The 24,748-nt window shown below is 68.3% G+C and carries 25 protein-coding genes; 13 read left to right on the forward strand and 12 right to left on the reverse strand.

Features of this window, described 5'->3' with window-relative positions:
• Nucleotides 1–7 precede the first annotated feature (7 nt).
• The 11 genes from NS1_RS42175 to NS1_RS40045 form a co-directional block, all read right to left on the reverse strand.
• Entirely contained in the window at nucleotides 8–1,501 is a 1,494-nt protein-coding gene (locus NS1_RS42175; protein ID WP_084503746.1) for a hypothetical protein, read from the reverse strand.
• On the reverse strand, nucleotides 1,498–1,872 hold the full coding sequence (locus NS1_RS15435) for a hypothetical protein (RefSeq protein WP_062985269.1): 375 nt from the start codon (nucleotides 1,870–1,872) through the stop codon (nucleotides 1,498–1,500). Before NS1_RS15435 ends, NS1_RS42175 begins: the two co-directional genes overlap by 4 nt.
• Before the next feature lie 35 nt (nucleotides 1,873–1,907).
• On the reverse strand, nucleotides 1,908–2,639 hold the full coding sequence (locus tag NS1_RS15440; protein ID WP_062985270.1) for an ESX secretion-associated protein EspG: 732 nt from the start codon (nucleotides 2,637–2,639) through the stop codon (nucleotides 1,908–1,910).
• Between the two features lie 107 nt (nucleotides 2,640–2,746).
• Entirely contained in the window at nucleotides 2,747–3,697 is a 951-nt protein-coding gene (locus NS1_RS15445) for a D-isomer specific 2-hydroxyacid dehydrogenase family protein (RefSeq protein WP_062985271.1), read from the reverse strand.
• A 142-nt stretch (nucleotides 3,698–3,839) separates the two neighbouring features.
• Nucleotides 3,840–4,799 (reverse strand): non-homologous end-joining DNA ligase, encoded by a 960-nt coding sequence (gene ligD / locus NS1_RS15450; protein ID WP_062985273.1) that lies wholly within the window; start codon nucleotides 4,797–4,799, stop codon nucleotides 3,840–3,842.
• A 79-nt stretch (nucleotides 4,800–4,878) separates the two neighbouring features.
• Entirely contained in the window at nucleotides 4,879–7,050 is a 2,172-nt protein-coding gene (locus NS1_RS15455) for an MMPL family transporter (RefSeq protein WP_084503747.1), read from the reverse strand.
• Between the two features lie 28 nt (nucleotides 7,051–7,078).
• Nucleotides 7,079–7,540 (reverse strand): EXLDI protein, encoded by a 462-nt coding sequence (locus tag NS1_RS15460; RefSeq protein WP_062985275.1) that lies wholly within the window; start codon nucleotides 7,538–7,540, stop codon nucleotides 7,079–7,081.
• 209 nt (nucleotides 7,541–7,749) lie between these two features.
• Nucleotides 7,750–8,139 carry a hypothetical protein gene (locus NS1_RS15465; RefSeq protein WP_245661366.1) on the reverse strand — a complete coding sequence of 130 codons (390 nt, stop codon included), beginning with the start codon at nucleotides 8,137–8,139 and terminating at the stop codon, nucleotides 7,750–7,752.
• Between the two features lie 75 nt (nucleotides 8,140–8,214).
• The gene (locus NS1_RS15470; RefSeq protein WP_062985279.1) at nucleotides 8,215–10,338 is read right to left on the reverse strand and encodes a RecQ family ATP-dependent DNA helicase; all 2,124 of its coding nucleotides are present in this window, start codon (nucleotides 10,336–10,338) and stop codon (nucleotides 8,215–8,217) included.
• A gap of 468 nt (nucleotides 10,339–10,806) precedes the next feature.
• Nucleotides 10,807–11,682: a ribokinase gene (locus tag NS1_RS15475; protein WP_062985281.1), complete on the reverse strand. Its 876-nt coding sequence runs from the start codon at nucleotides 11,680–11,682 to the stop codon at nucleotides 10,807–10,809.
• Nucleotides 11,683–11,692: 10 nt separating this feature from the next.
• Entirely contained in the window at nucleotides 11,693–11,857 is a 165-nt protein-coding gene (locus NS1_RS40045; RefSeq protein WP_157125221.1) for a hypothetical protein, read from the reverse strand.
• Between NS1_RS40045 and NS1_RS15480 the strand changes: the two genes are divergently transcribed.
• From NS1_RS15480 to lexA, 12 genes are all read left to right on the forward strand, one after another.
• Entirely contained in the window at nucleotides 11,856–13,121 is a 1,266-nt protein-coding gene (locus NS1_RS15480; RefSeq protein WP_062985283.1) for a glutamate-5-semialdehyde dehydrogenase, read from the forward strand. The genes NS1_RS40045 and NS1_RS15480 overlap by 2 nt on opposite strands.
• 2 nt (nucleotides 13,122–13,123) lie before the next feature.
• Nucleotides 13,124–13,996, forward strand: coding sequence for an AAA family ATPase (locus NS1_RS15485; RefSeq protein ID WP_056821846.1), 873 nt, complete (start codon nucleotides 13,124–13,126; stop codon nucleotides 13,994–13,996).
• Between the two features lie 2 nt (nucleotides 13,997–13,998).
• Nucleotides 13,999–15,390 carry a vWA domain-containing protein gene (locus NS1_RS15490; protein ID WP_056821477.1) on the forward strand — a complete coding sequence of 464 codons (1,392 nt, stop codon included), beginning with the start codon at nucleotides 13,999–14,001 and terminating at the stop codon, nucleotides 15,388–15,390.
• An 11-nt stretch (nucleotides 15,391–15,401) separates the two neighbouring features.
• Entirely contained in the window at nucleotides 15,402–15,743 is a 342-nt protein-coding gene (locus NS1_RS15495) for an MmcQ/YjbR family DNA-binding protein (RefSeq protein WP_062985285.1), read from the forward strand.
• Nucleotides 15,744–16,024: 281 nt separating this feature from the next.
• On the forward strand, nucleotides 16,025–16,975 hold the full coding sequence (locus NS1_RS15500) for a hypothetical protein (RefSeq protein ID WP_157125222.1): 951 nt from the start codon (nucleotides 16,025–16,027) through the stop codon (nucleotides 16,973–16,975).
• A gap of 44 nt (nucleotides 16,976–17,019) precedes the next feature.
• Nucleotides 17,020–17,661 (forward strand): nicotinate-nucleotide adenylyltransferase, encoded by a 642-nt coding sequence (gene nadD, locus NS1_RS15505; protein ID WP_056821473.1) that lies wholly within the window; start codon nucleotides 17,020–17,022, stop codon nucleotides 17,659–17,661.
• Nucleotides 17,662–17,707: 46 nt separating this feature from the next.
• Nucleotides 17,708–18,124, forward strand: coding sequence for a ribosome silencing factor (rsfS, locus tag NS1_RS15510; protein WP_056821472.1), 417 nt, complete (start codon nucleotides 17,708–17,710; stop codon nucleotides 18,122–18,124).
• Nucleotides 18,121–18,780, forward strand: coding sequence for a histidine phosphatase family protein (locus tag NS1_RS15515; RefSeq protein ID WP_056821470.1), 660 nt, complete (start codon nucleotides 18,121–18,123; stop codon nucleotides 18,778–18,780). The genes rsfS and NS1_RS15515 overlap by 4 nt, the downstream gene beginning before the upstream one ends.
• Nucleotides 18,770–20,377 carry a diglucosylglycerate octanoyltransferase gene (octT, locus tag NS1_RS41650; protein WP_255284542.1) on the forward strand — a complete coding sequence of 536 codons (1,608 nt, stop codon included), beginning with the start codon at nucleotides 18,770–18,772 and terminating at the stop codon, nucleotides 20,375–20,377. The genes NS1_RS15515 and octT overlap by 11 nt, the downstream gene beginning before the upstream one ends.
• Nucleotides 20,378–20,380: 3 nt before the next feature.
• The gene (locus NS1_RS15525; RefSeq protein ID WP_062985289.1) at nucleotides 20,381–21,223 is read left to right on the forward strand and encodes a DegV family protein; all 843 of its coding nucleotides are present in this window, start codon (nucleotides 20,381–20,383) and stop codon (nucleotides 21,221–21,223) included.
• Between the two features lie 72 nt (nucleotides 21,224–21,295).
• Nucleotides 21,296–21,790, forward strand: coding sequence for a GNAT family N-acetyltransferase (locus NS1_RS15530; RefSeq protein ID WP_062985291.1), 495 nt, complete (start codon nucleotides 21,296–21,298; stop codon nucleotides 21,788–21,790).
• Nucleotides 21,791–21,823: 33 nt separating this feature from the next.
• Entirely contained in the window at nucleotides 21,824–22,474 is a 651-nt protein-coding gene (gene lexA / locus NS1_RS15535) for a transcriptional repressor LexA (RefSeq protein WP_062985361.1), read from the forward strand.
• A 5-nt stretch (nucleotides 22,475–22,479) separates the two neighbouring features.
• On the opposite strand, the gene NS1_RS15540 is transcribed toward lexA, so the two are convergent.
• Nucleotides 22,480–23,442 carry a DUF2332 domain-containing protein gene (locus tag NS1_RS15540; protein WP_062985293.1) on the reverse strand — a complete coding sequence of 321 codons (963 nt, stop codon included), beginning with the start codon at nucleotides 23,440–23,442 and terminating at the stop codon, nucleotides 22,480–22,482.
• Nucleotides 23,443–23,620: 178 nt separating this feature from the next.
• Here NS1_RS15540 and NS1_RS15545 point away from each other — a divergent pair, with 178 nt between their 5' ends.
• A complete protein-coding gene (locus tag NS1_RS15545) occupies nucleotides 23,621–24,619 on the forward strand; it encodes a ComEA family DNA-binding protein (protein WP_084503749.1) in 999 nt (332 codons plus the stop codon).
• Nucleotides 24,620–24,748 lie beyond the last annotated feature (129 nt).

Below are 24,748 nucleotides of genomic sequence, written 5' to 3' on the forward strand. Positions count from 1 at the left end.
CGACGAACTACCGCCGTGGTGGAACCACTCCAGGCTGTGCGGTGTCGGTAGGTGGTGCGGGCCGGACAGGTTCCGGCGGGCCTTCGGTCCCGGGAACCGGTCCCGTGACGCCGGGCTGACCGCCGGGGTCGGACATGTCGGGCATGCCTGGCAGCGGAAGTGGTTGTGGCGCTTGGCGACCGGGCGGGGCAGGGGAGGCCGGTTGCTCCGAGGTCGGCGGGGGCACGTTCGGCTGCGGCGTCGACTCGGTGGCAGGCGGCTGTGGGGACGGCGAGACCGGCGGTGGCGCGGGGGTTTCCGTCGTCGGCGGAGCCTCCACGGTCGGTGGCTTCGGGGCAGGCGGATTCGAATCCTGCTGTGTCGGTAGCTGGCTCGGCGGTGAAGGCGGGGGCGTGGGTGTCTCGCTGGGCGAACTCGTCGGGGCCTGGCTCTGCGGAGCGGGCGGTTCGGTGGAGGGTGCGGGTGGTTCGGGTGCTGGCGCTTCGGTGGGCGGCGCGGGCGTTTCCGACGGCGGCCCGGGAGCTTGGGCGGATGGCGCGCTCGGTGGTGCGGGTGCTTCGGAAGTGGGTACGGGCGCTTCGGTGGGCGGTGCGGGCGCTTCGCTTGTGGGAGCGGGCGGCTCGGTAGTGGAAGTGGGCGCTTGAGTGGATGGCGCAGGCGGCTCGGTGGTAGGAGCCGGCGCTCGAGTAGTTGGCGCGGGCGGCTCGGTAGTGGGAGCGGGTGTGCCCGGTGTCGGAGACGGTGAAGTAGAGCCCTGGGGCGCAGGGCTTTCCGTCGGTGCCGGAGTCCGGTCTGTAGGTTCTTCGCCCGGCGTCACAGTGGTGCCGGGCGCTGGGGTCTCAGTGGATCCCGGGTCCTGCGGCGATTCCGGCGAATTGCCCTGTGGTGCCGAGGGACTCGTGCCAGGGCTCGGCGTCGACCCGTTGCCCTGCGAGGGCGAGCCCCCTCGACCCGACGGCGCTTCCGCCTCCCCGGGCGCGATGGGCAACGCTGGAACACCCGTTCCGGCAAGCGAATACGCCGGCTTGTAGATCATGTTCATCGCCAGCACCGCTTCCTGGCGCAGTGCCTCGGCCGCCATCTGCGCATCGATCACCTGCGCGGACTCGAGCAGACGGGCGATCGCCCCGATCGGACCCGACCCGCCCGGCGCGACGACAGCCAGCTTCACGGCTTCGGCGGCCGCGGCGACACCACCGAGGCGGGCGCCGACTTCGGCCATCACCACAGCGAGTTCGTCGATGGAGGCGGCGAAGCTGCGGGTGCTCGCGGCGGCGGCATCGGCGGCGGTTCCGGTCCAGCCGGTTTCGTTGATCACCCGGTCGGCGCCGGATTTGGTCAGCGGCATCGAGCTGGTGAGAGTAGCGGCGGTCTCCAGCCACGTCATCGACGCGCCGAGGATGGCGCCGGCGTCGATCTGCTGGGCGCGCGTGTAGATCTGTTCGTGCGGCATGGATTCGAAATGTTCCATCGCACTGATGTAGGTGGGGTCGGTGCTCATCCGCGCACCCTCGTATCGACGGCGCGCAGCGCGGCGGCCGCGGCGGCGTCGGCTTCCTCGTAGAGGCCCGCGCTGAGCAGGAACGCCTCCTTCATCCGGTAGGCCGCTTCGATGTAGCGGTCGAGCAGTTCGGCGGCGTCACGTGCCTTGTGCGCGAAGCCCGCTTGCAACTGCTGGGCGGAGACGAAACCGCCGAAACCCTCTGTCTCGGCAGCATTCTCGAGCCCCTGACGCAACTGGGCGAGATGCTCGGCCTGCTGTTCGTAGAGGTCGGCGCACCGACGTGCGGCATCGGGGTCGAAACTGAATGTCCCCGCCGCGGCGGCACTGCGGAACCGGGAGATCTCGGCTCTGCTGCTCTCGATCGTCATCGCGTCTCCCCTCCAGATGAAGCGTGGAGTCCAGATTAGCCGGACCTTCTGCTGTGTGAACTGTGCGCAGGCACCAACCTTCGCTGTAACTGTGCCGCTAGTTGACCAGTGGACGCAGGCACCACGTGCACGGTTTCGCCCGCTCGCAGCAGGTATCGACCATCGTTGGCCACATCGATCCAGCTGTAGTGCACCGGCGGACTCGGCGCCGGACGGTCGAGCCCGGTTTCGATGCGGATGTGGCCCTCGGCGGTGTGCGGCCTGCGCAGTAATCGCTGGATGCGTGGCACGGCGGGATGGGTCGCGAGCACCGCTTCCTCGTCGCGCACGGCGTCGGTCGCGGCCTCGCGCGCGGGTTCGCGACCGGGCGGAGTATCGGGCAGACAGGCCGCCACGCGGGCGCCGATCCCCGCGGTGTGCCCGATCGAAACACGCACGCTGCCACCGTAATCGGGCCGGGTACTCGGATCCTGCACCACAAGTACCGCATGGTCGTAGACCGCGCAGGCGAGTAGCCGGATTTCGCTGCCGGGAGTATGGGCGCCGCCCACCAGCACTACCCTGACGTGCGGTTCGGCGATGATCCGCAGACAGGCAGCCAGGTCGGGGTCGCCCCCGGGTAGTCGGTCGCGTAGTCCCGTGCGCAATCGGGCCGCGTCGTTCTCGGTGCGCGGTGACTCGAGCACGCGCAGCGGAAACGGCATGCGGTCCTGACCCGATTCCCGCCAGACGTGCGCGAATTCGTCAGCGGTGAAGGTCCATCCCATTGCCGATCCCATCCTTACCGAACCAGGACGAGGGACAGCCTAACCCGCGGTATCCGATTCCGGCGTGCCGATAAGGTCCCATCCGCCCGAATGGAATCTTTTGCCGCTCAGTAACCCCGCGCGGTGTCGATGATCGCTTCCAACGGCTCACCCACGACGAATCGCGCCACATTCGCGCCGACATGATCGGCGAACGCCGCCAACCGCAGCTGGGGTGGGTTCGAATCGTGCGGGGTGATGATCGCGTTCGGCAGAGTCCACAGCGGATGCCCGTCGGGCAGCGGTTCCGGGTCGGTGACGTCGAGTCCGGCGCCACCGATCAATCCGCCGGTGAGCGCGTCGACCAGCGCGTCGGTGTCGATCAGGCTGCCACGGGCCACATTGATCACCCACGACGACGGCTTGAGCCTGGCCAGTTCGTCCGCGCCGATGAGGTGGCGGGTCTGCGCCGTCGCCGGTGCCGCGACCACCACATGATCGGTATGCGACCACACCCGCGCGAGCTGATCGGTGGACACCGTCTCGACATCGGCGGGAATGCCGTGACCGCTCACCGGGCGTCCCGACCGGTTCACCGCGATCACATGGGCGCCCAGCGGCGCCAGCATCGGGATCAACGCGCGCCCGATCCCGCCCGCGCCGACGATCGTCACGGTCTTGCCGCGCAGCGAGCCGATGTGCGGGAAGAACTCGCGCTGCTGCCACGACGTCGCGCGCAACTGCTCGGGCAGATACCGCACCCCGGCCAGCAACATCATCAGCGCGTGCTCGGCGACACTGTGCGAGAACGCCCCGGCCGCGGAGGTGAACAGCACATCCGGGTGTGCGGTGAACACGCCGACGTCGAAGAAGTCCTCGATCCCCGCGGCGGGCAACTGCGCCCAGCGCACCGACGCGGGCAGGGTCGTCGGAAAGTCGCCGGGTTTGCCGGTCCAGATCAGTGCGTCGGCCTCCGCGAGCTCACCGACCCGAGCGCCCGCCCCGACTACCGCTTTCTCGAGCAAGCGCGGCGCCGGCTGGTCCGGGGCGATCGCGATCGTGGTCGCGGAATCCTGCACTGAAGCCTCCTGGGTCGATCGGCTGTCTGCGCCGCATTGCGCGGCTCGAGCGCTGTCATCGGCGCCGCACACGGTCGCCGGACTCTGATTCTTCCTCGTCGCTGTCCACGGCGCGGCCGCACCCTCCCCGTGCGCGGACGGTTCACGATTCGTCGAGGTCGACGGGCTCCTCGACGCCGTGCCGATCGGCCAGTTCCAGCAGGGGAGCGATGTCGAAGACGGCCTGGTCCATGTCGGCCTGCAGATCGCCGAGCTCGGCGTATCGGGCGGGCACGGTCTGGATGGTGAAGTCGCGCGGGGCGATGTCGTCGATCTCGGTCCAGCGAACCGGGGTCGACACGGTCGCCTCCGGGACGCCCCGCACGGAGTAGGCCGCGGCGATGGTGTGGTCGCGTGCGTTCTGGTTGTAGTCGACGAACAGCTGCGCGGGATCGCGGTCTTTGCGCCACCAGGCCGTCGTCACATCCTCGGGCGCGCGCCGCTGCACCTCCTGCGCGAACGCGAGCGCCGCCCGTCGGACCTGTCCGAACCCGTACTCAGGCGCGATCCGCACATACACGTGCAGCCCGGACCCACCGGAGGTCTTCGGCCAGCCGACGGCCCCGAGCTCGTCGAGTACCTCGTGCACCACCCCGGCCACCCGCTGCACCCGCGACCACGGGCAGTCCGGCATCGGATCGAGGTCGATGCGCCATTCGTCGGGTGACTCGGTATCGGTAGCCCGCGAATTCCACGGATGGAACTCCACCGTGGACATCTGCACCGCCCAGATCACGTCCGCGAGCTCGCGCACGCACAGCTCGTCGGCATGCCTGCCGTAGCGCGGGAAATGCACGCGCACCGTCGAAATCCAGTCCGGCGCACCGGCGGGCACCCGCTTCTGATGCACCTTTCCGCCAGGGAGACCTTTGGGGAATCGGTGCAGCATGCAGGGCCGATCCCGCAAGGCGTTGACGATCCCGTCCCCGACGCTCAGGTAGTACTGCGCCAGGTCGAGCTTGGTCACGCCGAGCTCGGGAAAGTACACCCGGCCGGGATTGCTGACCCGCACCGTGTGCTCACCCACCGAGAGTTCGACCGCGGGCGCCGCAGACTTGGCCACCCGCCCAACGATAGACGAGCAGGCCCGCTCCCGACGGGGGAGCGGACCTGCGTCGCGTGGTGCGTCGGACTGCTCGCTGTCAGCGGCTGTGCTCCGTCGGCGGCGTGTAGTAACTCTCGGCGTAGGAGTGCTGCGCCCAGCGCGACTCGGTGTCCTCGTCGCTGTCAGCACCGTGGCCGGGCCACCACGCACGGCGCCCGAGCAACGCGGTCACCGCGGGAGTGAAGAACAGCGCCATGACGAACGCGGCGATCGCGATACCCACCGAGATGGCGAAGCCCATCTGCGCCAGAGTGCTGTTGCCCGCCAACATCATCGAGGCGAACGTCCCCGCCAGGATGAGACCGGCCGCGGCCACCGTCGGACCCGTATGGCGCACGGCCAGCGCCGCCGCTTCCCGTGGTGTGTGCCCCTCGCGGGCTTCCTCCCGCAAACGGGCGACCATGAGGATGTTGTAGTCGGTGCCCAGCGCGACGACGAACAGGTACATGATCACCGGCAGCGTGAAGATCAGGCCGTTCTCACCCTGGATCTGCTGGAACACCAACACCGTCGCACCGAGCGTCGCGGCGAAGCCGAGGAACACCGAGGCCATCAGGTACCAGGGGGCGACGAGACTGCGCAGCAGCAGCGCCAGTACGAGCATGATCAGGATCGCGGCCACCGGGAACACGATCGCGTAGTCGTGGTTCATCGCGTCCTTGAAGTCCACGAACACCGCGGTCATGCCGCCGACCGCCGCCGTGGCCCCCTCGGGCGCCGCTTGATGCGCGACCTCACGCAGCGGACCGGCCACCGTGTCGAGTGCGGCATCGGATTCCGGCGTCTCGGTGAGCGTCACCTGGAAGCTCGCGATGGTCCGATCCGGCGACAGCTGCGCCTGCCCGACCTGCCCGACGCCCTCGACCTGGGTCAACGCCGTCCGGTAGCTCGTGAGCTGGTCATCGCGCAGCGGCCCACCGGGCGAGTGCAACAGCACATCGGAGGGCTGGGTGGCGCCCGCGGGCATGCCTTTGAGTAGCTCGGTGGTGAAGACCACCGATTCGGAGGCGTCGGAGGTGGACCCCGAGCTCAGATCGAAGGTCGGGTTGAAGCCGATCGCGAACACCCCGAGCGCAACCAGCACGCCGCCGGAGGCGACGGCGAACACGCCGGGCCGCCTGCCCATCGCCGCGCCGATCGCGCCGAATCGGGCGCCCCGCGGCTCGACCTGCCAGGCTTTCGACGGCCAGAACACCTTGGTACCCAGCAGCGAGACGATCGCGGGCACCAGCGTGAGGCCGGCCAGCAGCGCCACCGCGACCGCGATCGCCAGCGCCGGACCCAGCGCCCGGAACATCCCGAGGCTCGACAGCGTCAGCGCCATGAACGCGATGATCACGGCGGCCGCCGCCGAGGTGATGGCCTCACCGACGCGGGCCACGGCATTGACCATCGCGGTCTTCGGCTCGTCGCCTGCCCGCAGCCGTTCCCGGTAGCGGAACATCAGGAACAGGATGTAGTCCGTCCCGACACCGAACAGCACGACCAGCAGGATCGCGCTGATCGAGGTGTCGATGTCGAGGTCGAATGCCTTGGCGGCCATCGCGATCAGGCCGCTGACGGTACTCGAGATCGCACCGATGGTGATCACCGGCAGCAAGGCGATGACCGGGCTGCGGAAGATGATCAGCAGCAGCACCAGGATCAGGACGATCGTGGCGATGCCGATGATCGCCATGCCCTTCTCACCCTCCTCGGTCTGATCGAGGGTCTGCGCCGCCGTTCCGGTGATGCCTGCCTTCAACCCGGTGTCACGGACCTGCTCTCGCAGCTGCTCGCGCAGGCTCTTCACCGCCTCGCCCTGTGTCTTGTCGGCGGCGTCGGTCAGCTTGGTCATCTGTACCGCGATGACCTGGATCAGACGGTTTTCCGACGGCGGAGTCACCTGAATGCCGGTGACGCCCTTGATGTTGCGTGCCGTGAGTGCGTCGGCGGTCGCGGTGACCGCGGCCGAGTCGTCATCGGTCAACGCCGCGCCGTCCGCGCGGACCACCACGATGAGAGAGGCAGGCGCGGCGTACTGCGGAAATGCCTGCTCCTGCAACTTCATCGCTTGAATCGACTCGTAATGCGAAGGCAGGAACTCGGATTGGTCGGTGGTCGCGGTGAGCGTCGGGGCCGTCGACAACACGGCGACGATCGCGAGCACCCACAGGCCGATCACTTTCCAGGGATGGTGAACGACGACGCGTCCCAGTCTGGCGAACATGGTGGTAGGTCCTTTCCTGGCCTGCTGGTCAGACGTCGAGGTCGTGGTTCAGCGGGTGCTGGACGCGGTCGACGATCATCAGGTGGACCTTCGGCGAGACCAGTGGACGCAGTGCGTCGAGCGAATCGACGACCTCGGTGGTGTAGTCGCCCCAGCTCTGCTCGCCCTTGCCGAGGATCGAGCGCCAGTTCTTCCAGTCCTGGGTCCAGTCGCCGAGCTCGTTGTAGTCCGACCACGCGGAGGTCTGCTTGTGCACCAGGTAGTTGCCCTTGCGGGTGAGGTAGACCCGGACGGTGTCGATGGCCTTGCGGGTCACCTGACGTGATTCGCCGACCTGTCGGCCGGCGAAGCGCTGGGTGCGGCCGCCGCCGGGGCCGACCTTGACGATGATCGGGGCGAACCCGTCGGTGTCCTGGTCGGTGGTGTTCGGCTTTGTTGTGTCGACGACAGCCAGGTCGGTGTCGTGTGTGGGATGGGGTTCGGTGGTCATCGATCGCTCCGATTTCGATAAGATAGTGCGCATATGGGCATGGATGTACGAGCGGCGTGCCCCTCGTTGCGGGCCGTCGCAGTGGGTCTGTGTCGGTTAGTACGTGTGTTCCGCCTGACTCACTATAAGTAGATGTATACGTATAGATCAAGGGGTAAAAAAAAGTCCGCACGGATCAGCTCCGCGCGGACTGCTACTTCGGGGCCGAACTACAGCTCGTAGACCCCGAACGCCCGGTTCTGGATGCACATCGGCATCACATGAACTCGGTCGGTCCATTCGAATCTGGCTGCCGCCTCGACGGTTTCGCGTTCCGCGATGCACACGCTCGCGGTACCGGGCATGGTCAGCGGATTGAGCACGGCCAGCGGGATGCCGGCGTGCACGCCGCTGTAGAGGCCGCCACTGAAGCACAACGGCGTGATGGCGATGCCGCGGATGGCGCTCTCGCGGTCGGCGGCAGCCTGGGCGCCGGGGACGCCGGCGCAGTCGAGGGGGTTCTCGTTCGACGCCTGGGCGGGAACGGTCAAGAGGGTGAATCCGGCCGCACAGCCCGCGGCAACGGCCATCAGGGTTCGAGCAAATGTGGTCCTGGTCATAGGCGCATTCAAGCACCGGAGATGGTGGGCGCACACAATCTGGGCGGCGTGTTGGACTTTTGGCCTGTGGGTGGGTCAGGTAGGGGTCGCCAGGGCGAAGGGGAGGACCGCGTCGGCGCCGCTGGTGCGTAGGGCGTGGGCGGCGACGGTCATGGTCCAGCCGGTCTCGGTAAGGGTGTCCACGAGCAGGATCGGCCCGTCGACCCCGGAGAGGTCGGGGACCTCCCACGAGTCGAACAGCCCGGCTACTCGATGGGCGGAGTTCGCCGCGGAGACCGGCGGCCGATCAGGTCTGGTGTGCAGGGTGCCGAGATCGTCGAGTTTGCCGATCTGGGCCAGACGCGCGGCAAGGCTGGTGGTGAGCTGGGGGTGGCGGGGGGATTCCAGGGCCAGCACCGAGGTGGGACGGGTGGTCCAGGTCCAGTCGCGGAGCACGGCGATGCAGGCGTCGAAGACCGCGTCGGGGACCGGTGCGTCGGGGGCGTCGAGCAGGGCTCGTAAACGCATGCCCCAGCCGAGGTCGGTGAGTCGGCCGAGTACCCGGCCGGTTTCGGCGCCGCCGGAGATCTTGCCCGACAACGGGATTCCCAATTTCGCCATGCCGCTCGGCCACTGCTTGCGGGGTGCGAGGTCGAGGCCGGGTCGGTCGAGGCGGGCTCGGGTGGCGGCGATCGCGGCGTCGTCGACGGTGGTGTCGGCGCGTGTGCCGGTGCAGTTGTCGCAGCGGCCGCAATCGAGTTCCGCTGTCGCCAGCCCGGCGAGGCCGGGGTCGTCGAGTTGACGGCGCAGGAAGGTCATCCGGCAGGTAGACGTCGACTGGTAGTCGATCATCGCCTGTTGTTCGGCGTCGCGTGCCGCGGCCAAGCCCTCGTAGCGCTCGGTGTCGTAGGTCCAGTCCTGGCCGGTCGAGAGCCACCCACCGCGCACCCGACGCACGGCACCGTCGACATCGAGCACCTTGAGCACCATCTCGAGCCGCGATCGGTTCAGCTCGACGAGCGGTTCGAGCGCCACCGTCGACATCGCCCTGTCGGTGTCCAGCGCGGCGAGCACCGAACGCACGATGTGCTCACGCGGGAAGGCCACGGACGCGAAGTAGCTCCAGATCCGCGCGTCCTCGGGGCCGGGCAGCAGGACGACCTCGGCCCGCTCGGTGCCGCGGCCCGCACGACCGACCTGCTGGTAGTAGGCGATCGGCGAGGACGGGGCCCCGACATGAACGACGAAACCGAGATCGGGCTTGTCGAAGCCCATCCCGAGCGCCGACGTCGCGATCAATGCTTTGACCTCGTTGTTCAGCAGCGCGGCTTCGAGCAGCTCACGTTCGGCGGGGTCGGTCTGGCCGGTGTAGGCGGCGACGGTGTGGCCGTGTGAATTCAGCAGGTCGGCCAGATCGTTGGCCGCGGCGACGGTGAGGCAGTAGATGATGCCCGAACCCGGCATCCGGGTGAGCTGTTCACCCAGCCACGCCGTGCGCTGCACCGCGTCGTCGAACCGCACCACCGACAGGTGCAGCGACTCGCGATCCAGCGTGCCGCGCAACACCAGCGTGTCGGTGCCGATCTGTCCGGCCACATCGGTGACCACCCGGTCGTTGGCGGTCGCGGTAGTCGCCAGCACCGGCACATCGGATCCCAGGTCGGCGATCAGCGTGCGAATGCGGCGGTAATCGGGCCGGAAGTCGTGCCCCCAGTCCGACACACAGTGCGCCTCGTCGATGACGACCAGCCCGGCGTCGGCGGCCAGACGCGGCAGCACCTGATCGCGAAAGTCGGGATTGTTCAACCGTTCCGGACTCACCAACAGCACATCGACCTCGCCGTCGGCCACGCGCTGATGGATCTCGTCCCACTCGGTGACATTGCCCGAGTTGATCGTGGCCGCCACCACCCCGGCCCGCTCGGCGGCCGCCACCTGGTTGCGCATCAACGCCAGCAGCGGCGACACGATCACCGTCGGCCCCCGCCCCGCCCCCCGCAAGAGCTTGGCCGCGATGAAATACACCGCCGACTTTCCCCACCCGGTCCGCTGCACCACCAGCGCCCGCCTGCGCTGCACCACCAGCGCTTCGATCGCGATCCACTGATCCTCCCGCAACCGCGCGTCGGGCCCGGCGAGCTCACGGAGCAGCTCCTCGGCTCGTTCGCGCAGGTCAGGAGCCGTCAGGTCGAGCACATCGTTGCCTGCGGGTGAGGTCATGCGCCTATCGTGCCGCACCCCTCCGACAGGTTCGATCGGCAACACAGACAGGGGGCGTGCACGGGGCTGGCAGGATGGCCACATCTGGTTTCGCGGGGAGTGACGAAGCGATCGGGGAATTCGGTATGACGGGCCGCACAATCGACTCGTCGCGATGGTGTCGCCAGCGTGATGGTGCTCAATCACGCTGCCGCCCGGTTCGCGGCTTGGGCGTGGTACTCGCCTGATGTCATAGGAGTCGACCGGAAGCACACCATCGCGGCTCGCGTTGCTCGTTGGACCCCGCCACCAGAGAAAGCAGGGCGTTATGGCGCCCTGCGGAAGCCGTGGACAGCAGCAGACGACGGCGTCGTCTTGGAGTTCGGGTCGGCGGAAGCCGCTGAGCTGCTGGGCCGCACCGTTTCCAGCGTGTCGGCGCGGCGTCGGCGACTGCGGAATGGTGCTGCTTGACTCTGTGGGCTTCCTCGGTCACTCGCCGTGTAGCGCTGCCGTAATTTCTTCGCGATCGGGGATCGACGAGCTGGCTCCGAGGCGGGTGGTCGCCAGTGCGCCGGTGGTGTTCGCCCAGTTCAGTGCGGTAGTCGGGCCCTGGTTCCAGGTAGCGGCCAGTCCGCCGGTGAACGCGTCACCGGCGCCCGTCGTGTCGACTACATCGACGGCGAGTCCCGTGACGGAGAGCTCGGTCCCGTCCTCGCCGCGATACACCGCCCCGTCACCGCCGAGCGTGCGCACCACGTGCGCGACCTGGGCCAGCTCAGCCGAATACTGTTCGTACTCTAGGGAATTCACGATCGCGAGGTCGACGGCAGTCCACAGTTCGGTGGGCAACGGCTGAACCGGCGAGGGATTCAGGGCGACGACCGTGCCCGACGCGCGAGCATGTCGAGCGGCGGCGAGCACGGTGTCGATCGGAATCTCCAACTGGCACAACAGGATGTCGGCCGCCGCGATCGCCGCGAGTTCGGCGGCCGTTGGATCGGTCACCCGGCCGTTGGCTCCCGCCACCACGATGATGCTGTTCTCGCCGGTGTCGTCGACGATGATCGAGGCGATCCCGCTGGCACCGTCGACCCTGCGAACAAGGGAGGTATCGATGCCCGCGTCCGACAGCGTCATCGTCAGTTCCGCCCCGAACGCGTCATCGCCGATCGCACCGAGAAACCGCACCCGCGCCCCGGACCGTGCCGCCGCGATCGCCTGATTCGCACCCTTCCCGCCGGGCACCGTCGCGAACTCGGTCCCGAGCACCGTCTCGCCCGGTGCGGGCCTGCGCGAGACAGTCGTGACCAGGTCCATGTTGACGCTGCCCAGCACGACGACGGTCGGCGAATCTGTGCGATCCATAGCGCTGAATCTAGCCGTGACGGCGCCACCCGACCTGCGGGGCGGCGGTATGGATATCGGCGCCGACAGCTCCGCCGAACCTGTGGATAACTCGGTCCCGCCGCCGGTCGGAGCCGTATTCCGCGCGGCGGGCGGCGTCGAGTGCGCGCGGCGGACTGCGTACGCTGATACCCATGACGGTAGAAGTGACCCCCGAGCTGGACATCCGCGCAGCGGTGCACGACGCCGCCCGCAGGGCTCGCGTCGCGTCCCGTGTGCTGGCTCAGCTGACCACGGCGCAGAAGAACGACGCACTGCACGCGGCGGCCGACGCCCTGCTCGCCGCCGCCGATCGCGTGCTCGCGGCCAATGCCGCCGACATCGCGACCGCGCAAGCCGCCGGTACCGAGGAGAATCTGCTCGACCGGCTGCGGCTCACCGAAGCCCGCATCGACGGCATCGCCTCGGGTCTGCGTCAGGTCGCCACGCTGCCCGATCCGGTCGGCGTCATCGTGCGCGGCTCCACCCTGCCCAACGGCCTCGAGATCCGCCAGACCCGTGTTCCGCTCGGCGTGGTCGGCATGGTCTACGAGGCACGGCCCAATGTCACCGTCGACGCCTTCGGCCTCGCCCTCAAGTCGGGCAACGCGGCGCTGCTGCGTGGGTCGTCCTCGGCCGCGAACTCCAACGCGGCGCTGGTCGAGGTATTGCGCGAAGCCCTTGTCGTCCAGGGCGTCCCGGCCGACGCCGTGCAGCTGCTGCCCAGCAACGACCGCTCCAGCGTCACCCACCTGATCCAGGCCCGCGGCCTCGTCGACGTGGTGATCCCGCGCGGCGGTGCCGGCCTGATCAACGCCGTCGTCCGCGACGCGCAGGTGCCCACCATCGAGACCGGCACCGGCAACTGCCACGTCTACGTGCATGCTGCCGCCGACCTGGACATGGCCGAGGCCATCGTGCTCAATGCCAAGACCCGCCGTCCCAGCGTCTGCAATGCCGCCGAGACCGTACTCATCGACGCCGCCGTCGCCGAGACCGCGCTGCCCCGCCTCAGCAAGGCACTCGACGACGCGGGCGTCACCATCCACGGTGATCTGCCCGGTCAGGTCCCGGCCACCGATGCCGACTGGGGTGAGGAGTACCTCACCATGGATATCGCGCTGAAGGTCGTCGACGACCTCGATGCCGCCGTCGAGCACATCAACACCTGGGGGACCGGCCACACCGAGGCCATCGTCACCGCCGACCTGGCCGCCGCTCGCGAGTTCACCGCTCGCGTGGACGCCGCCGCGGTGATGGTGAACGCGTCCACCGCGTTCACCGACGGCGAGCAGTTCGGCTTCGGCGCCGAGATCGGCATCTCCACCCAGAAGCTGCATGCCCGCGGCCCGATGGCACTGCCCGAACTCACCTCCACGAAGTGGATCGTGTGGGGCGACGGCCAGACTCGGCCGGTGTGATCATGACTCTCGTACAGGATCCGATCTTCACCTCGGTCGACGATGTCATCGACCGGCTCGCGACCACCGGCTACCTGGCCGACAAGGCAACGGCCACGTCGGTCTTCCTCGCCGATCGGCTGGGTAAGCCGCTGCTCATCGAAGGCCCGGCCGGTGTCGGCAAGACCGAACTGTCGCGAGCGGTGGCCCAGGTCGCCGACGCCGAACTGGTTCGCCTGCAGTGTTACGAAGGCGTCGACGAAGCCCGCGCGCTCTACGAGTGGAACCACGCCAAGCAGATCTTGCGAATTCAGGCGTCGAGTGAAAACGATTGGGCCGAAACCAAAGCCGACGTCTTCACCGAGGAATTCCTGCTCTCGCGCCCGTTGCTCACCGCCATCCGCCGTACCGAGCCGACGGTGCTGCTGATCGATGAGACCGACAAGGCCGATGTCGAGATCGAGGGTCTGCTGCTCGAGGTGCTCAGCGATTTCGCGGTGACCGTGCCCGAACTGGGCACCATCACCGCCACCCGCAAGCCGTTCGTGGTGCTCACCTCGAACGCCACCAGGGAACTGTCGGAGGCGCTCAAACGCCGCTGCCTGTACCTGCACCTGGACTTCCCCGACGAAGACCTCGAGCGTCGAATCCTGGCCAGCCGCGTACCGGAACTCCCGAACACCGTGGCCGAGCAACTGGTGCGGGTCGTGCACGTGCTGCGCGGCATGCAACTCAAGAAGCTGCCCTCGGTGGCCGAAACGATCGACTGGGGCAACACCTTGCTCGCCCTCGGCGCCGCCGATCTCGACGACGCGACCGTGCGCGCCACGCTCGGCGTGGTGCTCAAACACCGCAGCGATCACCAGCGCGCGCTGGCCGAGCTGAAACTGGCCTGATCATGACCGCACCGGCACCACACGGAATCGGCGGCCACGTCGCCGGTTTCGTCGGTGCGCTCCGGGCCCGTGGCGTGCCGGTCGGCCCGTCGGAAACCGTCGACGCCGGCCGGGTGTTGACCGTATTGGACCTGCTCGATCGTGAGGCCGTGCGCGAGGGGCTGGCCTGCGCGCTGCTGCGCAGACCCACCCATCGCGCCACCTTCGACGGGCTGTTCGACCTGTGGTTCCCCGTTGCCGTCGGTGATCGCACCGGCGAGGCTCCAGACCTGCCGCGCACCCCCGACGGGCAGGTCGACCTCGCCGCGCTACGCGAGCAACTGGCCGAGTTGCTCGCCGCCGAGGACAGCGGCCCCCAACAGCAATTGCTCGCCGGGCAGATAGTCGAGCAACTCGGGCAATACCAGTCGGCGCGCGGGCCGTCGTTCTCCGCGTACCAGGCGCTCAAAGACGTTGCGCCCCAGTCCTTGCTCGCCAAGATACTCGCGGGTCTCGGCCTGCCGCCGGATGCGAGTGAGCGAGACACCGAGGTCGCCCGTCGCGTCGCCAGGGAACGCATCGCGGGGTTCCGGGCCAGCGTGGAAGCCGAGACCAACCGGCGGGTGGCCGAGCAGATCGGGCGCGAACGCGTCGCGACCTATGGCGTCGCCCGCCAGGCCGAGGACGCCGACTTCCTCCGTGCTTCCGAACGCGAGCTCACCGAATTGCGGCGCGGCACTCAGCGTTTGGCTCGGATCCTGGCCTCCCGACTGGCGGTGCGGCGCAAACGGGCCAGGCGCGGCGAGATCGATCTGCGCAAAACCCTGCGCGCGTCGATGTCGACCGGTGGGGTGCCGATCGACCTGGTGAACCGTAAACCTCGCCCCGGCCGACCGGAACTGGTGCTGCTGTGCGATATCTCGGGCTCGGTGGCCGGGTTCAGTAACTTCACGCTGCTGCTGGTGAGCGCGTTACGTGAGCAGTTCTCGCGGGTGCGGATCTTCGCCTTCGTCGACCGCACCGACGAGGTCACCGGTTTCTTCGAGCCGTACGCCGGCCTCGACGATGTGATGACCCGGATCTTCACCGAGTCGCGCATCATCGACGCCGACGGGCATTCCGATTACGGCTACGCGCTGACCAGTTTCGCCGAGAACTTCGGCGAAGCCGTCACCAGCCGTAGCTCGCTGCTGGTCCTCGGCGACGGCCGCACCAACTATCGCAACCCGCAACTGGACACGCTGCGCGAACTGGTCGGTACCGCCCGGCACGCGCACTGGCTCAATCCCGAACCCAAGAATCTCTGGGGGACAGGCGATTCGGCGGCTCGCGACTACGGTTCGGTGATCGAGATGCACGAATGTCGATCAGCTCGGCAGCTGACCGAGGTGGTCTCCAGGTTGTTGCCCGTCTGAAGGAGCTGGCGATGAGTGTTGACGTCTTGGCCTACTGCCTGGCGAAACCGGGTGCCTGGGAAGACGAGCCATGGGAGGGCGACACCGTCGCCAAGGTCGGCGACAAAGTGTTCGCGTTCCTCGGTGCGGGCACGTCGATCGGCCTCAAATGCGGCCGCGACCGCACCGAAGCCGACGAGTTGGTCAGCATCTACCCCGCCGATGTCACCGCGTCGGCCTACATCGGCCGCTACGGCTGGAACAGCATTCGCGTCGGCGGCGCGGTCCCCGACGACGAACTGCGCGAGCTGATCGATGCCTCCTACGACGCGGTCGTCGCCAAACTCCCGAAAGCGAAGCGCCCCACTGCCTGAGCTTTTCAGCCGACGTTAAGCGCCTCACATGGCACCACAACGAAGATCACGCCCATGCTGGCAGGGGCGTCGCGCGACGACGAGCGATCCGATCGACGGATATCGGACGTAGGGAAGGTGCGATCGGGTCATTCCCTCACCGGCTGGGCGTGGTTCGCTCGGTGACCGACCCGCTCACGAACGAGACCGATCGCTCTCGGGACGAACCCATCATCATCGGCGGTCCTGCCGACTCGGCGGAAGATCCAGGACGTCGAACCATCGCAGCGCCGGATGCAGCTGTGGCCGGAGACCTGGGACGACAACGCGCGCCGGGGCTGACGAGCGATGCTGTCGCAGCGTGGGGCGCAGCCGCCGCGGAAGACGCCCTCCGACGCCCCGCGCCCGGTTCGGGGGCACGGGCCGCGCGGCGGCTGGCCGGAATCGCCGCGGCACGCCTTGTAGATGCCCCGGCCGCGGCGGAGGAACAGCTGCGAAGGGCGCTCGTCGTCGGCGCCGGTGAACTGGGCGGTCGAGAACTCGCCGCGATGCGCACCCAGCTGGTCACCGCCGTCGCCGCCCAGCCGGGGCGCGACCGCGAGATGGCTCGTGCCGCCGCGTCGGCCGCCGCCAGCTGGCAGCCGATCTCGCAGGCCGATGCTGTCCATCTGTGGCTGGTCGCCGGGCGCGCCTGGCATCGGGCGGGCAGGCACGGCGAGGCGGTGGTCGCCTTCGACCGTCCGCTGCTGACCGGAACGGTCGGCTACCCACCCGCTGAGCTCGCGCGGGTCCGCGCCCAGTTCGCCGAATCACTGAATCACCTCGGCCGCTACCGCCAGGCCGCGTGGCAGTTCGCCGAGGCGGCCCGGCTGATCGCCGGTTCGCCCGCGCAGCGCCGCCGTCATGCCGATCTGGTGTGGTCGGCCGCGGTCGCCCGTGAGTGCTGTGGGCAGGAGTCCGAGGCACTCGGGGGCTACCTGCGCGCCGCGGGGCTGTGGGGTGAACAGGACAAGATCGTGCCGAGGGCCCGCTGCCTGCGCGCCGCCGCCTGGCTGCAACTGCGCGGGCCCCAGGGGCGCGTGCGTGGGCCGTGGTGGGTGACGATCGATGTATTGCTGACCGAACTGAATCGCCGGGTAGCCGCCGATCCGGCCGCGCACCTCGTCGAAGAGCTGAAACACACCCGCGCCCAGTTCGCCCAGATGTGCGCGCAGGCGACCCGACCTCGCGAGCGCCGTGACGGCCCGGAGTAGTCCGGTCCGCCCCGGTCCGGTCGGCCGGATTAAGCTCAGACCTCATGCACGAAACAGCTCGGCCGCGCCGCAAGCTCGGCGTCATGGGCGGCACCTTCGACCCGATCCACCACGGACACCTGGTCGCGGCGAGCGAGGTCGCGAACCGGTTCGAGCTCGACGAAGTGATCTTCGTCCCGACCGGTCAGCCGTGGCAGAAGGTCAACAAGCAGGTCAGCCCCGCCGAGGATCGCTACCTGATGACGGTCATCGCCACCGCGTCCAACCCGAGGTTCTCCGTCAGCCGGGCCGACATCGAACGCAACAAGGTCACCTACACGGTGGACACCCTGCGCGAGATGCAAAACACGCACCCCGACGCGGAGCTGTACTTCATCACCGGTGCGGACGCGCTGGCCAACATCCTGACATGGCAGGATTGGACCGAACTGTTCGAACTGGCGAAGTTCGTCGGGGTGAGCCGACCGGGTTACGAACTGAACACCGATCATCTCGAGGAGCATCTGCGGGACCTTCCCGCCGACGCCGTGACGATGGTCGAGATCCCCGCGCTGGCCATCTCGTCGAGCGAATGCCGCCGCCGCGCAGCGGATGGTCGGCCGGTCTGGTACCTCGTCCCCGACGGCGTGGTGCAGTACATATCGAAGCGGCACCTCTACGTGCCCGCAGGAACGGAAGGTAGCTGACGTTGAGCCACATGAGCGAGGGTCTGACCCCACAGGAGGAGACCGTATGAGTGCCTCTACCGAAGCGATCGAGATGGCAACGGTCGCCGCACTCGCTGCCGACGACAAGCTCGCCACCGATGTCGTCGTGCTCGACGTCTCCGAGCAGCTGGTGATCACTGACTGCTTCGTGATCGCCTCGGCGCCCAACGAGCGCCAGGTCAACGCGATCGTCGACAACATCGAGGACAAGCTGCGTGAAGCCGGTCACAAGCCGGTCCGTCGCGAAGGCACCCGTGAGGGTCGCTGGGCACTGCTCGACTACGTCGACATCGTCGTACACGTCCAGCACAACGACGAGCGCAATTTCTACGCACTCGAGCGCCTGTGGCGTGACTGCCCGGCAGTCCCCGTCGAGGGCATCGCCGCACTCCCGACTCCGGCAGCGGACGACGACGCGCAGGTAGAGGGAATCAACGAGTGAGTAAGTACGCCCATGTGCGCAACCTGATCCTGTTGCGGCACGGGCAGACCGAATGGAACGCGGCCGACCGGATGCAGGGCCAGATCGACACCGATCTCACCGAACTCGGTCGCCAACAGGCCAAAGAGGCTGCGCGCGAACTGGGTTCACGCAACGCCATCGCGATCCACGCTTCCGATCTGCGCCGCGCCAAGGAAACCGCGCAGGCGCTCGGCGACATCAGCGATCTGCCTGTCCTCACCGATCAGCGGCTGCGCGAGACCAACCTGGGTGACTGGGAAGGCCTGACCCACCTCGAAGTCGACGCCGACTACCCCGGCGCGCGTGTGCAGTGGCGTCTGGACGCCACCTACACACCGCCCGGTGGCGAGAGCAAGCTCGAGGTCGGTGCGCGGGCACTGCCTGTGGTGCGCGAACTGTACAACGAGCGGCAGGATTGGCCCGGTCGGACTATCATCCTGGTTGCGCACGGCGGGCTGATCGCTGCTCTGACGGCCGCGTTGCTGGAACTGCCACCGGAGAACTGGCCTGCCCTAGGCGGGCTGGCCAATACCAGCTGGGTGCAGCTTTCCAGTCACGGCCCGGATGTCGACCGACCCGGCTGGCGCCTCGATGTTTGGAACGCAGCGGCGAAGGTAGCTCCCGATGTCCAATGAAGAGCCCGTCCGATCGGTACCCGATGAGATGTTCCAGCAGGTGACGGCCAAAGCCGGACGGCAATTGCCGGACGCGCTATTCGGTCCGCCACCTGCTCGCGCAGAGCGCGAGGAACCGATCCGTTCGGTACCGGACGAACTCTTCAAGCAGGTCACCGCGCGCAGCGAACGATCGCTGCCCGATGCCCTGTTCGGCCCGCTTCCCCCGCCGGTCGTCGCTGAACCCGAGCCGGTCGACTCGGCGGCAGCAGCCGTCGAGTCCGGCTCGGAGGCAGCGGATTCCGAGCCGGCCGTCGAGGTTCGCTCGGACGGCAGCGTCGATGCCGACAGTGCGGTGACCGCGATCGGTGACGATGCCGAGGGTTCCGCTGTGCGGGAAGCAGGACCCGGCGACGTGGATTCCGCTGTCGTAGATACGGATACCGACCAGTCGCCTGCGGAGGCCATCGCGGCCGATCCGGCTGCGGATTCGGCTCCCGTCGGCGACGTCTCCGCTGAGGCTTCGGAGGTAGTCGCCGAGCCGCTCGCGGATGCCACCGATTCGATCGATCCGGCTGTGCCACAAACACTCCGACCGAAAACGGCTGATCCGGTTCGGTCCGACGCCGAGGTCACTACCTCCGTCGACGATCCCGGAGCTGCTTCGGTCGAGGTCGCGCCAGCCGCCGACGGAATCGATCCTGCTGATGCGCAGGCCGATCCCGCCGCTGCACGCCAGGACCTGGACTCCGCGGACAGCTTGCTGACGACTTCGCCTGCCGCAGGCGCGGATCTCGTTGTCGCGGCGTCCACGAACGCGGTTGCACCGCAGGGCGAATCGGTTGCGGTGGCAACCGCCGGTTCTTTGCTCGTCGAGGAAGCCGGTTCGCCGAGGCCGGTGGATTCCGCCGCACCGCGCCCCGTGCTGCTGGTGATCGCGGACTCGCTCGCCTATTACGGTCCGAAAGGCGGCCTGCCCGCCGACGATCCGCGGATCTGGCCGAATATGGTGGCCGCGGAACTGGATTGGGATGTCGAACTCATCGCGCGGATCGGCTGGACCTGTCGCGACGCGTACTGGGCACTGATCGGTGATCCGCGGGTATGGGCCGCGGTGCCGCGTGCCGGGGCGGTCGTGTTCGCCGTCGGCGGCATGGACACCCTGCCGTCTCCGCTGCCCACCGCGCTGCGGGAGATGATCCGCTACATCCGTCCGCCGCGTCTGCGCCGTGGCGTGCGAGCGACTTACAACTGGTTGCAGCCGAAGCTGTCGAAACTCGGTCGCCCGGTTGCCCTTCCGCCGAGGGTGAGCGTGGACTACCTGGAGCAGTCGCGGACCGCGTTGAACCATCTGCGGCCGGAGCTGCCGGTCGTGGCGGTGCTGCCGTCGGTGCACAAGTGCGACGCCTACGGGCGGGTGCACAAAGGCAGGGCACGGGCGGTCAAGGCCTTGCAGGCGTGGTCCGGTCGCACCTCGGTGCCGCTCGTCGACCTCGGCGAGGCCGTGCGTGACGACATCGAGTCGGGCTCGGCGAACCCGGACGGCATCCACTGGGGCTGGGCTGGGCACGCGGCAGTGGCGACGGCGATGACCAAGGCGCTGCAGGAGGTCCGGTAGTCCGTGGCCGTTGTGGTGGTCACCGATTCGGCGGCGGGATTGTCCGCTGATCTCGTCGCCGAGTTCGGTATCGAAGTGGTGCCGTTGCATGTGCTCGTCGGTGAGCGGGAGATCCGGGAGGGCGTCGATCCGATCGAGATCGACTACACGGCGGACTCGGTCACCACCTCGGCCGCCTCGCCCGGAGAACTGCGCGAAGCCTACGAACGCGCGTTGAGCCACAGCGATGGTGACGGGGTCGTCGCGGTGCATCTGTCGCGCCGGTTGTCGGCGACCTGGGAATCGGGTCGTCAGGCGGTGCGCGACATGGGCGCCGAAGATCGTGTGCGCGTGGTCGATTCGCTCGGTGCCGGTCTTGCCACCGGTCTGCCGGTGCTGGCCGCCGCGCGCAGGGCGATGGCAGGCGAGGCGCTGGACGATGTCTACGAGTGCGCGGTGTCGGCCGCGACCCGTTCTCGCACATTCATCCTGGTCAACCGCACTGAGCAACTCCGCAAGGGCGGCAGGCTGAGCAGCGCCGCTGCGTTCTTCGGCAGCGAACTGGTGACGAAGCCGCTGCTGCAGCTGGTGGAGGGCAAGCTCGAAATGCGCGAGAAGGTGCGCACCAGATCGCGCGCCTACACCAAGCTGGTAGCCGCCGCGGTGGACGCGGCCGCGTCCGACGGTGCGGCCCTTGGCATTCAGCATCTCGGTGCTCCCGAGGCCGCCGAGAACATTGCGGCGCAACTGCGTGAGCAGCTGCCGGAGGTTCGGGAACTCTATGTCGCCGAGTTCGGCCCCGCGCTCGGCGTGCACCTCGGTGTCGGCGCGGTCGCCGTCGCGGTGTTGCCGGGCGGATGTGTCTGAGCGGTGCCGGTTCAGAATCTCGCTGAGGGTAAACCCTTCGGTGCCGGCGATCCGGTGCCTACCGTAGGTGGCATGGCTGGCACCACCTCTCCACGAACCGACCTCCCATTGCGGGTACTCGAAGTCGACTGGGACCATCCCGACGCCGAGACGCTTCGCGCGGAGATGTCGGCGGAGGTCGGCCCTCGCTACGCCTACCTCGAGCTCGCCGAGCGTGGGCTCGCGCCCAATGCGGTCGATCTTTCCAGCGTGCACCGAACCTTCGTCGCCTACGCGGCGGTAGAACCAGCCGGCCACGCCGCATTGCGGTGGAACTCCGATGATCTGGAACTCAAGCGGATGTTCGTCCGCCCCGCCTATCGCGGCACCGGAACCGCGACCGCGCTCCTGCACGCGGCCGAGGCGGCTGTCCGAGCGGCGGGCAGGCCCCGGATGATCCTGCAGACCGGGCATTTGCAGCCCGACGCGGTGCGTTTCTACGAACGCAGCGGGTATCACCGGATTCCGTTGTTCGCGCCATATCACGTCCTGCCGTTGTCGAACTGTTTCGCGAGGAACCTGCACTGAAGTGGTGATCGCGTGGGGATCTACGATTCCCCGATGACCGGATACGACGACTTCGACCAGCTCGACGCCGCGAACCTGCCTCCCCGCAGGCAACACATCCTCGCCGTGATCAGGGATTCGGTGCTCGCCCACGGCTACGCGCCGAGCACACGGGAGATCGCCGACGCGGTGGGCCTGCGCTCCACATCCACGGTCTCCCAACACCTGAAGGCGTTGGAGGAGGACGGTTTCCTACGCCGTGCAGCCACCATGGCTCGTCCCATCGACGTGCGCCTGTTCCTGCGTGGCACACCCACCACCGACTCCGACGCCTCGGTGTCGGTGCCCGTCGTGGGCGACATCGCCGCGGGCGCCCCGATCCTGGCCGAGCACAACCCCGACGACGTCCTGACGCTGCCGCGTGAACTGGTCGGCCGCGGTGAGGTTTTCGGTCTGCGGGTACGCGGTGACTCGATGATCGACGCCGCGATCTGCGACGGCGATCTCGTCGTGGTCCGTAGTCAGCGAGAAGCCAACTCCGGCGACATCGTCGCCGCCATGATCGGCGAGGAGGCCACGGTCAAGGTGTATCGCCGCCGCAACGGCCATGTCCACCTCGAACCCCGCAACCCCGCCTACTCCGTGATCGACGGCGACGAAGCGGTCATCCTGGGTCGCGTCGTGTCGGTGATGCGCCGACTCTGAGGTCGCTACGCCGGGCCGAACCAGTCCAGCGACTGGCCGTGCGGCCCGGCGAAAGCCAACGGCTCGTCGTCGAGGGCGAGGACCAACCGGGCCGCTTCGGACTCGCGCGCAGGCAGCCGATCGACCAGCGAGGCGATCACGCCGGCGCCCTCCTGCGAAACCCAATGGCAGGGCAGATCCTGCACCGTCGCGCGGAAGTCCGCGCGCGCCCGCGGTGAGAGGTAGGTGAGCACGGCGCTGTGGAACACCACCACCGTGCTGTCGCGTGGTGCCTCGTGGACCTGCTCGGTGACCTGCTCGTTCAAGTCGCCGGTCGAGATGGTCGCGGGATCCGCGGCGGCGATCGCACAGGCCGCGCGCAGCCGAGTCAGCCGCTCGTCCTGACCCGGCCAGACGAGGGCAGACAACCACTGCTGGTCGTCCTCGTCGCCGGCATCGAGCGGGTTCAGGTCCACTCCTGCTCGATGGACGACTCGGGGGAGCCGGTCCGGGATCGGCACCGGACCGGTTGTCTCGCAGGTCAACACAACCGGCGACGGGCCGTCGGACGGATCCAACGCGGCTCCGTCGTAGCGGTAGCTGAAACGGTCCGGGTACAGGCACAGTCCGGCCGAGGCGCCGACCTCGATGAGTGACAGGGGCCCGGGTAGCCGGGCCAGTACCGGCAGTAAGGTCGCTGTCCGGCCCGCTTCGTTCGTCTGCGTTCGCCGGGTCAGTGCCGTGGCCGAGATCGCCGGCCAGTTCTCGTGCAGCTGTTCGCGGAACTCGCTGTAGGGAACCGCGATCGCACCGTTCACTCGCGCGGCAGCCAGGATCAGGTTGGGTTGCTGCTTGTCCGTCGGCAATCCGGCGATCAGCGCCAGTGTCGCCGGATCCGTGCTGATATCCAGGGCCCGTCGGTGATAGAGCGGGGAATTGTCGCGCGCCTCGCGGAGTGCGAAGTCGCGGAATCGTTGTGCGAGTTCCATACGTACCTGAGTACTTCGAGTCGGCCATGAGCGCACGGTATCCACTCGGGCAGGCCGGAATCCGTGCGCGAGGGCCGCCGAGGGTGGGTTGTCCACAGGCTCGGAGTTATCCACAGGTTTCTTTCCGGCCCAGGTCAGCGGGTTTTCGCCGGTCCGGCGTCGGCATAGCGTCGCTGCCATGTCACGACACGAGGAGCACGAACGGGTACGGCGGCGGCTGGGTGGTCTGGCGGTCCGCGAGCGAGGACGACCGAGCAGTCAACCGCCGCGCGAGTCCGGGAGGGGTTCCAGGACGGCTGATTCGCGCGTCGACGACGATGCAGGGCAGTGGGACGAAGACGAACTCGCGCCCTCGTCCGGGCCGCCGGGAGCGGTCGCGACACCAGTGTGGCTCGACGACGGTGCTTCGGGAGGGCGAAACCGGCTGGTGCCCGAGCGCTTTCGTGAAGCACGGCTGGATCCGGGTCGTCGCGGAGCGATCGTTCTCGGCTTGGTGGGAGTCATCGCCGTGGTGCTGACCGGTGTGATTGTGCTGCGCGATCAGCCTGTGGCGCGGGCGGTGCCACCGGTGCCGGCACTCCGGGCGGAGAGCATCGCGGTGCAAGCCGATCCGACCGTTGCGGTTGCGGCCGTGTCGGGCCGAGGACCGAGTACGAGTGCTGAGGTTGTTGTCAGTGTGGTCGGTTTGGTCGAGCGGGCTGGGCTGCACCGACTGCCGGACGGATCTCGGATCGCCGACGCTCTCGAAGAAGCCGGCGGGACCCGAGAAGGTGCTGATCTGGCAGGGCTGAACCTGGCCCAACGGCTTTCCGACGGTGATCAGGTCGTCGTCGGTGCGACCGACCCCCAGGTCGGACAACCACGCCTCGGCAGCATCATGATCGGTGCCGGTCGCGCCGCCCCACCCGCGCCGAACAGTGCAGGCCCGAGCAGGGTGGGTTCTGATTCCGCAGGTCCCAGCACCGGGGGTGGTACGGGCGCCAAATCCCGCCTCGATCTGAACACCGCGACCGAAGCCGAATTGGACGCACTACCTGGAGTCGGCCCAGTCACCGCCAAAGCGATCCTCGCGTGGCGCTCGGCCAACGGCCGTTTCACCGATGTTGCTCAACTCGGCGAGGTCGACGGCATCGGTCCAGCACGCTTGGCCCGACTGCGCGAGCTGGTGACGACATGATGCCTCCGCGCGGTAGCGGACAACACGAAAGCCGTTGCACCGCGACCGATCACCAGATGGTCGCTGACGCAGCGGAGGCGACCGCATGACCTGCCCGATGTGGCCGTGCGTGCGGCAGGAAAGTCTGCG

Origin of the sequence: Nocardia salmonicida NBRC 13393 (genome assembly GCF_001613085.1) — a bacterium.
Taxonomy (GTDB): Bacteria; Actinomycetota; Actinomycetes; order Mycobacteriales; family Mycobacteriaceae; genus Nocardia; species Nocardia salmonicida.